At 59.4% G+C, this 12,238-nt stretch carries 7 protein-coding genes and 4 pseudogenes; 1 reads left to right on the forward strand and 10 read right to left on the reverse strand.

The window, feature by feature from the left end; genetic code table 11:
• Positions 1 to 528: 528 nt before the first annotated feature.
• The gene (locus tag P0R31_RS38345) at positions 529 to 792 is read left to right on the forward strand and encodes a hypothetical protein (RefSeq protein WP_275520328.1); all 264 of its coding nucleotides are present in this window, start codon (positions 529 to 531) and stop codon (positions 790 to 792) included.
• A 155-nt stretch (positions 793 to 947) separates the two neighbouring features.
• Here P0R31_RS38345 and P0R31_RS38350 read toward each other — a convergent pair whose 3' ends face one another.
• From P0R31_RS38350 to P0R31_RS38390, 10 genes and pseudogenes are all read right to left on the reverse strand, one after another.
• Positions 948 to 2,546 (reverse strand): GMC family oxidoreductase, encoded by a 1,599-nt coding sequence (locus tag P0R31_RS38350; protein ID WP_275520330.1) that lies wholly within the window; start codon positions 2,544 to 2,546, stop codon positions 948 to 950.
• A 255-nt stretch (positions 2,547 to 2,801) separates the two neighbouring features.
• Positions 2,802 to 4,463, reverse strand: coding sequence for a thiamine pyrophosphate-requiring protein (locus P0R31_RS38355; protein ID WP_275520332.1), 1,662 nt, complete (start codon positions 4,461 to 4,463; stop codon positions 2,802 to 2,804).
• 657 nt (positions 4,464 to 5,120) lie between these two features.
• Positions 5,121 to 6,134, reverse strand: a pseudogene (locus tag P0R31_RS38360) (IS110 family transposase).
• 84 nt (positions 6,135 to 6,218) lie between these two features.
• Positions 6,219 to 6,873: pseudogene (locus P0R31_RS38370) on the reverse strand (IS5 family transposase); the annotation flags it as partial.
• Between the two features lie 216 nt (positions 6,874 to 7,089).
• Entirely contained in the window at positions 7,090 to 7,824 is a 735-nt protein-coding gene (locus tag P0R31_RS40930; protein WP_343299364.1) for a hypothetical protein, read from the reverse strand.
• A 179-nt stretch (positions 7,825 to 8,003) separates the two neighbouring features.
• The gene (locus tag P0R31_RS40935) at positions 8,004 to 8,348 is read right to left on the reverse strand and encodes a hypothetical protein (RefSeq protein WP_343299365.1); all 345 of its coding nucleotides are present in this window, start codon (positions 8,346 to 8,348) and stop codon (positions 8,004 to 8,006) included.
• 82 nt (positions 8,349 to 8,430) lie between these two features.
• Complete coding sequence (locus tag P0R31_RS40940) at positions 8,431 to 9,198, reverse strand: Plug domain-containing protein (RefSeq protein WP_343299366.1); 768 nt, start codon at positions 9,196 to 9,198, stop codon at positions 8,431 to 8,433.
• Positions 9,199 to 9,364: 166 nt separating this feature from the next.
• The gene (locus P0R31_RS38380) at positions 9,365 to 10,426 is read right to left on the reverse strand and encodes an ABC transporter substrate-binding protein (RefSeq protein WP_275520335.1); all 1,062 of its coding nucleotides are present in this window, start codon (positions 10,424 to 10,426) and stop codon (positions 9,365 to 9,367) included.
• An 89-nt stretch (positions 10,427 to 10,515) separates the two neighbouring features.
• Positions 10,516 to 11,607: pseudogene (locus tag P0R31_RS38385) on the reverse strand (ABC transporter ATP-binding protein).
• 461 nt (positions 11,608 to 12,068) lie between these two features.
• Positions 12,069 to 12,209 (reverse strand): annotated as a pseudogene (locus P0R31_RS38390) (IS110 family transposase); the annotation flags it as partial.
• Positions 12,210 to 12,238 lie beyond the last annotated feature (29 nt).

Genomic DNA, 12,238 nt, shown 5'->3' on the forward strand with positions numbered 1-12,238 from the left:
AGGAAATCCAAAAACCAATTTGCAGGGTTTGGAAGCCTCAAGCCCCAAATCCCTGCAATCTCAAATGCCTCCAAAACCCGAAAACAGACTCCCGCTCAATCGCTTAGAGCCTTGTTCACGGCCGACTAGGTGCCGGGGCATGTCGAAGCTCTTTCGCTGGATCTCCGCGTTCGGATCTAACAGCCGTGAAGGGGCGCACCGCGAGGCAGGCGGCGGGTTCGGCGTGAGTGCTGCCCAACGTGAGCCGCTGGCGAACGCGCGATTCGCCAGCAGGGTGATGCGCTGCAAAAGGCGCTTTGGCGGCCATCGCCGGTCTGGCCACATCGACTAAAGAAAACGCCCGATACCGCGATCCGAGGAGTTGTGCCTGAGCCTCGCGCAAATGGGGGCGGTGTTCAGGGAAGGCACGGCCCGTCTGTTCATCGCCCTACACGGCATCACCCACAAAAAATGGCCGCGCTTGCGAGCGAGCAACACAGGCCGGACGTCGCGAAACGGCGGCGGGATTGGCTCGGAGGCACGCTCGAAATGGTTCTCATCTACCACGTCGGGTCAGGCGCCATTGTCATGACGGACAACCTGTCCAGCCATAACGGACCAACGGTCCGCCAGTCCATGGAAGCCGCCGTGGCAAGGCCTTCTACCCGCCGCTCTATTCAAGTGTTACGCGCCTTCGCCAACGAGGAGCTCTCGAGCGCTATCTGCCGCATCATCGTCCGCTTCACCCAACCGGATCCCGCAACTACTTCGCCGCCGCAGGATACGCCGCAACATGATCGTCGAAGGCTCTAGTCAAGCAGCCATGGTCGGCGCTAGCATCCCACGGGTACGTGATCGTTTCATTCCTTGTCGCGCAAGTCGACGGCTTTTTTGAGCGTCGTAACTCAAACGATGCAAATATCTCGTACTGGGAAACTCGGCTTACGCTCAATAGTTTTGGCGTTTCCTCACGACCGGTTCTGCGCATCTTCTTTGATCATGTCGGCGCCCTTCTCCGCCACCATTATTGTCGGCGCGTAGGTGTTACCGGAGGGTACGGTCGGCATGATGGAGGCATCAATGACGCGCAGTCCGGCAAGCCCATGCACACGTAGGCGCTCATCCACAACGGCCATAGTATCGCTGCCCATCTTACAAGTACCGACAAAATGGTGATGCCCCCGTCCGGCGTAGCGCGCATAGTCGAGCCATTCGTCGGCGGTTTTAACTTTATCGCCGGGGTCAATCTGGAACGCAATATATTTGGCGATGGCTGGGTCCTGCATGATCTTGCGCGCAATCTGTGCGCCGGCCACTATTGAGCGACAGTCCTCTTCCGTCGACAGGTAATTTGGTTGAATAGCTGGTTCGCTGCCCGGGACTGCCGACTTGATATGGATCGTACCGCGCGACTCTGGGCGGCACTGGTTGATCAAGACGCTCATTCCAGGTTGCTTGTCGGGGCTTCCTTTCCGCTTCGGATTTCCGGTGCCTGGAATCATGTGGAACTGCACATCCGGCGTGTGCTGATGGGGCAGCGTTCGCACAAAGCCAGCGACCAGGGATGGTGGCTGCGTTAGCAAACCAGTTCCGCTTATATAGTACCGTACTATCTCGCGCAGGAGGCTGAAACCGCGCGCCTGCTCGTTGAACGTGATCGGACGATTTACGCGCCAATTGGTATTGACGTAGAAGTGGTTGCCACAGTTCTCGCCGACGCCTTGCAATTCGTGGCGGATCTTAATGCCATGCTTCGTGAGAATTTCCGGTCGACCAATGCCCGAAAGCTCCAACAAGCCCGGAGATTGAATAGCGCCGCAAGAGATGATCACCTCAGCGCTGCAACGCTCTTCGCGACTCTCGCCGTTCTGAGTATAGGCAACACCGACCGCACGCGTGCCTTCAAGCAGGATGCGGGTGGCAAGCGCATCGGCCTCAATCCGCAGGTTTGGCCGATTACGGGCAGGATCTAGGAAAGCACGAGCGGCAGACCAGCGTTGACCGTTCCTGATCGTCGCTTGGAAGTAGCCAAAGCCTTCCCGCCCGTTATTGTAATCCTGATTAAGAGGAAAGCCATTGGCTTGCGCGGCGCATACAAATGCTTCGCCAAGTACATGCTCTTTAATTTGCCGTATATTAAGAGGTCCACCCTTGCCGCGCGTCTCGTCCGCCAGTCCTTCGTAGTTCTCTGACTTTTTGAAGTACGGCAGCACGTCTTCATATGACCAGCCGCGATTGCCAAGTTGACTCCAAGTATCATAATCGAATGGCTGGCCGCGAACATAGAGCATGCCATTAATCAAACTTGAACCGCCGAGTCCGCGGCCACTCGCGCACGGAAGGCGCTGTCCCGCCGCAGTGTCTTTAGCGTCGATTTCAAAGCTCCACTGGAAGTCCTTTCGGCGCAGGAGCTTGGTGAACCCTACTGGAATATCGACCCAAATCGACCCGTGACGTGAACCCGCCTCGAGGAGCAGCACCTTTACGCGCGGATCCGCGCTGAGACGATTGGCGAGTACGCAACCGGCCGAGCCACCACCGACGATGATGTAGTCCCAATTCGGCATATTTGGAGTCCTCTTGCATACTTTTGGCTCGCCTCCAGCGCGCTGGCGATAGCGGCGACCAAGTCCCTATTCCGCTTGTCTACCGCTGTGTGCGGTGCAGCTTGTTCAAGGAAGACCTATCGCGAAGATTCAATCCGATGCAGCGTACGCGTGAAACTCCCCAACCGCCGCAAACTCGGCCGCGCGGGAGTTGTATCCGTCACGGCGCTTTCCTCAACTGTGAAGATCAACAGGACTCATCATCGACTTGCCCGCTCACTCCGAGCTAGCGCGAGCATAGCGGTTCGTTTCTGGACGGGAGACCTCGGTCTCTTTGCAGGTGATGAATTCGAGCAGCGCCGGAATACCAGCCTGCGTCTTCTCGATGCCGCGCTTGATCGCTGGCACGATGTCCTCAGGCCTCGTGATCCGTTCGCCATAGCCGCCGAACGCACGCGCCATTGCAGCGTAGTCGCCGGAGATGTCAGTTGAGCGATACTTTTCCGTCGAGACGGGCATCACCTTGAGTTCGAGCGCCATGGAGAAGTTGTTGAGCAAGATCGATAGAATTGGAATTCTCTCGCGCACAGCAGTTTCAAAATCCATCCCCGTAAATCCGATCGCCGCATCGCCCCAAACGTTTATGCAGAGCTTGTCCGGCTTCGCGAGCTTTGCGCCCATTGCAAGGCCGAGACCATAACCCAGTTGCGTGGTCTTACCCCAGCCGAGATAGGACAGGGGTTCCACCGTCTTCCAAAATGGAGAGAGTTGGTCGCGCGGGCTGCCTGCATCGTGGGTGATGATAGTGTTGCGGATGTCGACTGTACGTTGCAGGTCCCACAAGACGCGGTATGGGTTAAGCGGCGCATCGTTGCAGGTCAGCTTAGGCATCCATTTCGCAAGCCATTGCTTGTGGCAGTTTGCGATCTCGGCCGCGACGCCACGGACATCGCGATCGCCGGTGACGGTTTTGCCGACTTCCTCCAGCAGCGCATCGAGCACGAGCCCAGCATCGCCGACCAAGCCTAGCTTGACCTCGACATCCTTGTTGAGATGGCTGGGGTCGAGCGTCGAATGGATGATGGTCTTGCCCTTAGGCATAGCGATCCCGAAATAGGTCTCGGTGAAGGAGCAGCCGACTCCGAAGATGACATCAGCCTCGCTCAGAAAATGTGCGACGGCACGCGGCACTGCTAACCCACCAGAACCAAGCGAGAGCGGATGCGTCTCGGGAAAGGATGATTTTCCCCCCAAGCTTGTCGTCACGGGAATAGCGAGCCGCTCTGCCAATCGCTTCAATTGCGGCCAAGCCCTGGCGTAATGGACGCCCTGACCCGCATAGATCACCGGGCGTTTTGCATTGATCAGAAGCGCGGCAGCTTCCTTGATATGGGCTGGATCAGCACCATAGCGCGTGCGCAAAACTGGCGTGTAGTCCAAAGGCTCTGGTACTTCCTCGTTCCACATGTCCTCCGGAATTTCTACAAGAACCGGCCCGCCGCGACCATTCTTCAGCTTTGTGAAGGCACGGCGAAAGATGTTGCAAAGCTCAGAAGCGAAGACGATCGGCTCGGCGGACTTGGAGAAAGACTTCATCGCCTGGCTGGAATTGAAGTTCGGCTCGATGTTCGCAAGACGACGAAGGTAGCCCATCGGCAGCACGAGCACGGGAACCGAGTCTCCGTAACATTGCGCGACTCCGCCCATAGCATTTTCCGCGCCGGGACCGTTCTGCATGCAAAAGGCGCCGACGGAGTGCCCGGATGTGACCCGAGAAATTGCGTCTGCCATGTGAAGGCCGATGCGCTCTTGGCGCACGATCACCGGGCGGATGTCCGCGATCGCGGCAAATTCGATTAGGTGATTGACCGGATAGCCGCACAGAATCTCGATACCTTCCCGCTTGAGAATTTCGGCAATTGCCGCACCTAGCTTCATGATCGTTCATCCCCAAATCAGCAAACCGCTTTGGGCCTGCTGTACCTTCTGTCTTTGCTCGACGGGCCAATAGGGTCCGAAGTGGTTGAACTTCGGCTCCCAACTGAGCGCAACATAGGGCGCGGCTATCGCCTGATAGCTGCAATGTTTGATGGAAAAGAGAGGATATTCTGCGAAAACGGCGGGGATTGAGGCGGAGCGATGAGATAGGTGATCCAGTCTTGCGCCCTTGTAGTCCGACTATTCCGGGGCGCACGCGAGATCCCATGACACTGTTCAAATCGTCTCGAACTGGTGAAACGATTAGCAAGCGGACTACTGTTTGGGTTAAGGCAATTTGCCGGACGAGCCGCAGAAGACAGCTAGTTCTACGGAGAATTAGTTAGTTCGGACGCGGACTCATCTGTGGACGCCCCGCAAGATACAAGCCGTTTTTGAAGAAGGTTGGCACGTAGTCGGATGCTGCCATCTGTCCGGCCTCTGATGCAGCGATGGAGCTGAGGGCCTGTATGGGAGTTCGCGGATCGGAACCAAATCATTAAGGCGTGCTCCAGGCACGATGAGTCCGTCTGGTTCTTCCGACCCCGTCTCGCCGACCGTTGCGCCATACCTTCCTTTGACCGACTACACCTCTGACGACCTCAGGTCCGACCAGGATTATGCCTTGGCCGCGACCGGAGCCCTGTAATTCTCCTGCTTCACAAGCAGCGCCCAAACGACGCGTGCTGTCTTGTTTGCAAGCGCGCCGGTTACCAGCATGCGCGGTTTGCGAGCCAGCATCTGTTCGAGCCACGACCCTTTTGGCGCGCCACGTTTGCTCGCCTGCTGCACGACTGCGCTACTGCCGATGATGAGGAGACGCCGTAGCGTGCGTTCGCCCATCTTGGATGTTCCGCCGAGCTTTTGTTTGCCGCCCGTCGATCTTTGAAGAGGTGTTAGACCTAGCCAGGCCGCGAAGTCTCGGCCTTTGGCAAATGTCTCGGCTGGCGGAGCCAGGGCCGCAATCGCGGTAGCAGAGATCGGGCCGATGCCTGGAATGGTCATCAGCCTGCGTGTCACTTCGTTCTCCCGAGCGCGCCGCGCGATTTCTTTGTCGAGATCCGCAATTCTGTCATTGAGGCCGGCGAGCAGATCGAGGATTAAGCGGAACATGGCGCGGGCCGCATCTGGAAGCGTACTGATCATCTCTTCTTCCTCGATGAGATCGGCGAGCTTCGCCACGTGGGAGGGCCCCTTGGGAGCGATCCACCCGCGTGAGGTGTCCTCGGATTGCCATTAATGAGCTGAGTTCGTTGCCGCACCAGCAGGTCACGGGTCCGAAACACTAGACCCGCCGCTTGTTGCTCTTCACTCTTCACGGCCACGAACCGCATGCTCGGCCGCTGAGCGGCTTCGCAAATTGCTTCAGCATCAATGGCATCGTTCTTTTGCCGCTTTGCGAAGGCTTTTACATAAGCGGGCGGAATCAGTCGGACCTGGTGACCAAGCTGAGTGAGTTGGCGGGCCCAGTGATGAGCTCCGCCACATGCCTCAAGCGCGACAATGCAGCTCGGCTGAGCCGCGAAAAAGTCGAACACCTTTCCGCGGCTGATCCGCTTGCTGAATAGCGCAAGGCGTCCGTCCACGCCGATGCTTGGCAATATTCAGACCGATCATGGTAACCTTTGACACGGACGCCTCCCTTAAGTGGTGCTCAACACCTCCACTTTGGCACATCGATGCCGTCGGCGGGGCGTCCACCCCATCATTAAGGTGCAGCCACAGCCTGATTGACGCGAGTTGAACGAAAGCAAGGTAGTTAGCAGCGAGCCTGTCATAGCGCGCCGCCACCCGACGACACTGTTTGATCCCGTTGAAGAGCCGCTCGACCGGTTGCGAGCGGGGTAGAGATAGGGGCTGAAGTAGATCGGATCGCTGCGACTGTTTTCGGCGGGATGGCGGCACATGCGCCCTTCTTCATGGCAAGCTCCCTGATCGAGTTCGCGTCATAGACCCGGTCGGCAAGCAGCATTGACCCGGACTTCAGACGAGACAGCAGTTTTCCAGCAAGTCGAACGTCACGGGCCTCACCCGGACTCAGCGCCAGCGGTACGGGCAGACCATTTTCATCGACCACCGCATGGATTTTGCTGGTCAAGCCGCCGCGGGACCTTGCCACGATTGGCGCTGGTTCCTTGTGATGCAGGCTGCATGCTGATGCACGCGGACAATGGAGGTGTCGATCATCTGGACAGCAGCATCGTGGGCAGTGGCAAGCGCTTCCATGGCGGCTCCAAACACCGGCCCGTCGCCACCTGGCGCAGCGGTTGTAGCAAGTGGTGTATGCGCCAAACGCCGCCGGCAGATCACTCCAGGGTGCCTCCTGATCGCAGGACCCAGAAGATGGCCACGCGGCTTGTTTAGAAAGCATCGGCTTGATGGTGCTTCATTCAAAGTCGGCGAGTTCGTAGCGCTGCTTCGAGCCCCCAGCTCGGGAGTTTGAATCACGGCAGTCCGGCCAAACGCAACGCTCCTGGCCCGTCACTGGTACGGTGCTTACGGACAGGAGTGGACATGAACCAGCCCGCAATCTCAGTCAAAACCGTCGAAAATAACCAAAGCCGTTTCCAGAGCAGTGCAAGGCAAATCAGAACCGCGCTCCCACCGTCAGCCGCACGGCACGCGGCTCTGCGGGATGAATGTGACGATCGGCGACGCTGTCGACAGGTTCACCGGGGAGCCGTGAAAGGTAAGTTTGTCTGTGCGTCGAAGAGATTGAGCACATCGAGCTGGACACGCAAGCCATTGAACCGATATCCCGCGCGCGAATTGAAGATGAGCGATGCGAGAGATCGGAGCTGTCGTCCTCGATGAGCGGCCTAGGTCCGAAATAACGCGCCTTCAGCGCCCCATACCAGCCGGTCTCGTTACCGAAGGTGATCGCCGCGCTTCCCACCCAGGCTGGCGCGCCGGGAATGCAGTCACCGACGGGATTGGTAAATCGGGCGCGCGTGTAGGCGACGTCGAGATCGAAGGACAGCCAGGGCAGCGGCTTGTATTGGTTGACCCACTCCACGCCCATGCGGCGGCTCGGTCGGCTCGGCTCTGTCGTGCCGGCATCGCCGACGAACAGCAGCTCGGAATCGACGAAGAGCGCGACTGAACTGGTAAGACCCTCGACGGGCTTGGTGCGAATGCCGACTTCCGCACCGCGTGAGCGGACCAGGAGCGGCACACGGTCCAGCTGCGTCACCTTGTCATTAGGGTCAACCACGATGGTTGCGCCCCTGATATCGTTGCTGTGCAAGCCGTAACCGACATTGCAATAGAGCTCGGTCCTGAGCCACGGGCCGAGCACGATACCGGCCTTCGGGCTCACCATCGAAGTTGGGCATTCCCCGAATTTTCGGGCGTGTCGCTCAGCACGCGTCCGGCGAAGCAATCCTCGCGGAGGCCAACAGGGGTGCGGAGCCAGTCCGTCCATCGTGTGGCGGAATAGGTCCAGATGCCGATATTCCCCTCGCGTACGCTATCCTCTCGCACCGTCGATAACCAGTTGCGCTACTCGGTCTTGAAGAGGCCGACGCGGATGGCATCGTATCGGGTTTGCATGCCGACGCGGGTCTGTGTCGCGACGCTACCGAACCGCCAGGCAAATGTGTGCCGCGCGTCGAAGCCGCTGACCGTCCGTTGATCGAGCTGGTTGAACTGGTCGCCATTGACGGGATTGTCCAGGAAGTACGTGAAATTGTTGTAAAGCTGCAGGCTTGAGCGAATTGCGTAGGCGCTGATCTTGGTCTGTCCGTACTCACTTGAGTGCGCGAAGTTGCCAGACAGGCTGAAGCGGCTGGAGAGCGGTGGGATCGAGGGAGCCGAGGCGGCTGATGACGCCTTGATTGATCGCACGCTGGGCGACCTGATCGGTGGAGTTCCGGGCATTGGAATAGGCCATACCGCTCAGGGTGAGCCATCGCTCGCTGTGCCCCGGCTATAGCGCAGCATGCCATTGAGCTTGCGCACGTCGTCCGGCACATCCCGTGGGCCGTCGTACTTCGTTCCTTCGATAGCCGCGAGCAACGTGCCTTCCAAAAGAGGTAGAGCCTGCAGCAATGCCGCGACGATATCCGAAACTGCCAAAGCTTACTTCGGCAATGTTTTGCGGCAGCCTGTTGACATAGTCGATGCCAACGGCTCCGGCCGAACCAAAGTCGCCAACATCGGCGAAGTACGGCCCCTTCACTGACTGGATCAACTCGGGGATCAGGAAGTTGATATCGGCATAGCCTTGTCCGTGGCCGTGGGTCGGCACGTTGACGGGCATGCCATGGACGGTGATGGCGAGGTCGGTGCCGTGGTCGAGATTGAAACCGCGCAGAAAGTACTGATTGGCTTTGCCCTCCGCTGAATGCTGTGTGACGATCAGGCCGGGCACGATTTCCAGCGCCTCACCGGGCCGCGTGAAGGGCACAGCATTGACCTCGGCTCCGGTGAAGCGGATCGAGCTGGCAGCTGTGGGGCGCAAGTCGGTAGCGTCATCGGAAGAGGCAGGGGTTACCCCGCTTGAGCCCACAATCGGCGCTTCACGTTGTTGCTCGGGCGGAGCTACGTTTCTGGTACGCGCGCTGCGATTTGGCAGAGGCTTTTGTCGAGCCATTCGCCTCAGCGGCTTTACATCGGGCGCGGTTACGGTGACTGATGGGAGTTGGTCCGGCTGCTGCGCCGAACGCTCCTGCGCTTCAGCACGAATTTGCGGCATTCTCTAGGTGAGGGAGCGGAAAGTAAGGCAGAACGACGATCCCTCCCTGGGCGTGGCACTGCTTCGCCCATTCTGTGAGAAGGACGTCAACCGGGTCGCCAATGGCCGTTCATGGCGGCGAGGAGAACGCAAAGTCCTCCTCGCCGCTCCTTGTTCTTACTTCTTCTTACTTCGCGAGCCAGGCGTTAAAGCGCTGGTTGAGCTCATCGCCCCGCTCAAGCCAGAACTGAGGGTCAGGCAGCACAGCAACGGCGTAATGCTCGGGGCTATTTGCAAGGTCGGGCAGCACCGCCGGATCGACAAGCGCCATGGCATCCCTGTTGCCGGGCCCGACGGGCATGTAGCGTGTCAGGTCGGCTTCCGTTTGGGGGGTGCCGGCGAAGCCGAGGTACTTGTAGGCCTCGTCCAGACGCGGAGTGCCCTTGGGAATCACCCAGTATTGCCAGCCCCCGACCGCGGCGTCCCACATCATCTCGAAGGGCTGGCCGGACTGCTTAACGGCATCGGTGACATTGGTGTTCCAGGCCTCGGTCATGACGACTTGGCGGTCGGCCAGGAGCTGTTGCGGCTGGGCGCCGGACGTCCACCAGATGACGTCCTGCTTGATCGTGTCGAGCTTCCTGAAGGCGCGGTCGACGCCCTCCGGCGTACGGAGAACCTTGTAGACGTCCTTCCTCGGCACGCCGTCGGCGATCAGCGCCCATTCAAGTTTGGCCGAGACATTCTTCCATAATCCGCGCTTGCCCGGGAATGTCTTCGTGTCGAACAGGTCGGCGATGGTCTTCGGGCCGGTCGGCAGCCTGTTCTTGTCATAGGCGACGACGGTCACATTGTAGGCCTGCGGGAGCCCGCAGTCGAATTTGCCGGGGTCACCGAACTTGTCCCGGACGAGGCCCACCTTCTTCCAATCGATCGTCTCAATCAGGCCGTCGTTGCACATTCGGAAGGCCGAACTCGTGGGGGTGGTGATCACATCCCATCTCACCGTCTTGGCCTCGACCATGGCGCGGACCTTGGCGATCTCGCCGTTCCATTCGTCATCGATAACCTTGATCCCGGTTGCCTTCGTGAACGGGTCAAAAATGCCTTTGCGGTAGGCTGCCTGCGCGGCCCCGCCCCACGTAACGATCGTCAGCCGGTCGCCCGCGAAAGCGGGCTTCGCCGGCATCAACGCGCTCGCCGCCAAGCCCGTCACCAAAACGCCGGCAATCATTAAGGATGGTCTCATTGACTTACTCTCCCTCTGTAATGCCGCTCCAACATCGAAGCGGCGTTGTCAAACGACCGAGCCAGCCCTGTCGACTGCGCCCTAGCTGGTCATGACGCGTCGAGCGCCCGACAATCCTCAGTCTTCCAGCCGATGGTGATCGCGGTGCCCGGCTCGAGCTGCACCACGCCTTCCGAATTCGGCAGCTTGATCACAAAATCATCATGGCCGCAGACCGAGACCCGGGTTCGCACGTGGTCGCCCAGATAGATCACCTCCGCAACCCGCGCGCTGAAGACGTTGGGCAGCGAGCCCGGCGTCGGATTCAGCTTCACTCGCTCCGGTCGCAACGACAGCACGGTCGGCCGACCGACCGCCTCGACATTGATTGCCAACGCCTGCACGTTGCCCGCGCCCGGCACTTCCACCTTGCAGATCGCGTATCGCAATAACCTTGCCATGCAGCCGGTTGTTCTCGCCGATGAACTGAGCAACGAAGGCGTTCTGCGGCCGTTCGTACAGCTCGGCGGGTGTGGCGAGTTGCTGGATGACTCCGTCGTTGAACACCGCGATGCGGTCCGACATGGTCAGCGCCTCGCTTTGATCATGCGTCACATAGACCATGGTAACACCGAGATCCTGATGAATATGCTTGATCTCGAGCTGCATCTGTTCGCGCAGATGCTTGTCCAGCGCGCCGAGCGGCTCGTCCATGAGCACGAGCTTGGGATCGAAGACGAGGGCACGGGCAAGCGCGACGCGCTGCTGCTGACCGCCGGAAAGCTGTCCGGGCCGGCGCTTGCCATGAGCGCCGAGCCGGATCATGTCGAGCGCACGCTTGACCCTCGTTTCGGCCTCGGCCCTGCCGATCTTGCGGACTTTGAGCGGGAAGGCGAGGTTCTCCTCCACCGTCATATGCGGGAACAGCGCGTAGTTCTGGAACACCATGCCGATGTCGCGCTTGTGCGGGGGCAGCTTGTCGATGGAGCGCCCCCTCCAGAAGGATGGAGCCCTGGGTGGGCACCTCGAAGCCAGCAAGCATCATCAGGGTCGTCGTCTTGCCGGAGCCGGAGGGGCCCCAGCATGGTCAAGAACTCACCCCAAGGGATGTCCAGGTTGAGATTCTTAACCACCAGCGCTTCGCCGTCGTAGGTCTTCTGGATGTCGGAAAACCTCACAAAGGCATTGTTCGCGCCCGGCATCGCCCCTCTTCCCGGTCCCGCCGATGCCGCTGCCAGCTCCCAGACCACAATGCTCTTTCTCGATGGACTGGATCGCTCCGGGAGAGCGCTGCATGAAGCATGGGCGATTAAACATGTGATGCATTCCTTCCCCATCCGCGCTTAACGCTGCGACTTTCTTTATCTTTCGCGGCAATACCCTAGGACACCGCAAGAGCTGAGTTCCATTGATGTTGCGCCTCGCGCAGCCGAAATCCTGCGCCAACCCGGCGGAGCGCCGGGATTCGCGTTCGTCTACATCCATGAAAGGCGGTCTGGGCCTTTGAAGCGATGACGGCGCCCACGGCCGGATCACATAAAGACGATCACTCGGGGCTCAATGGCCGCGTAGGTCGCTTGCAACTGCCTCCTCTTTGGTGAGGATACCATCTTCATACAGGAGATCCCGCCATCCGTACTTCTACACAACTCGCGACGGCACCCTCGAGGTTCCAGGCGGTGTCATGCATGAGCTGCAGCAGGTCCTCGGGACGAGCGATGATCTTGATCTCACGGCAGATCTTGCCGGCCTCGTCGACGATGCACACCGAAGTCTCTTTAACCGAGATGTCCAAAATCCGCATTGCGCTTCGTGCTGCGCTTCTCCCATTGA

Source organism: Bradyrhizobium yuanmingense (assembly GCF_029167105.1).
Taxonomy (GTDB): Bacteria; Pseudomonadota; Alphaproteobacteria; order Rhizobiales; family Xanthobacteraceae; genus Bradyrhizobium; species Bradyrhizobium yuanmingense_A.

Bases quoted from the DNA above. Each gene is read 5' to 3' on its own strand.
- P0R31_RS38345 (WP_275520328.1), top strand. From the start codon at position 529: ATGGTTCTCATCTACCACGTCGGGTCAGGCGCCATTGTCATGACGGAC.
- P0R31_RS38350 (WP_275520330.1), bottom strand. From the start codon at position 2,546: ATGCCGAATTGGGACTACATCATCGTCGGTGGTGGCTCGGCCGGTTGC.
- P0R31_RS38355 (WP_275520332.1), bottom strand. From the start codon at position 4,463: ATGAAGCTAGGTGCGGCAATTGCCGAAATTCTCAAGCGGGAAGGTATC.
- P0R31_RS40930 (WP_343299364.1), bottom strand. From the start codon at position 7,824: ATGGTGAGCCCGAAGGCCGGTATCGTGCTCGGCCCGTGGCTCAGGACC.
- P0R31_RS40940 (WP_343299366.1), bottom strand. From the start codon at position 9,198: ATGCCGCAAATTCGTGCTGAAGCGCAGGAGCGTTCGGCGCAGCAGCCG.
- P0R31_RS38380 (WP_275520335.1), bottom strand. From the start codon at position 10,426: ATGAGACCATCCTTAATGATTGCCGGCGTTTTGGTGACGGGCTTGGCG.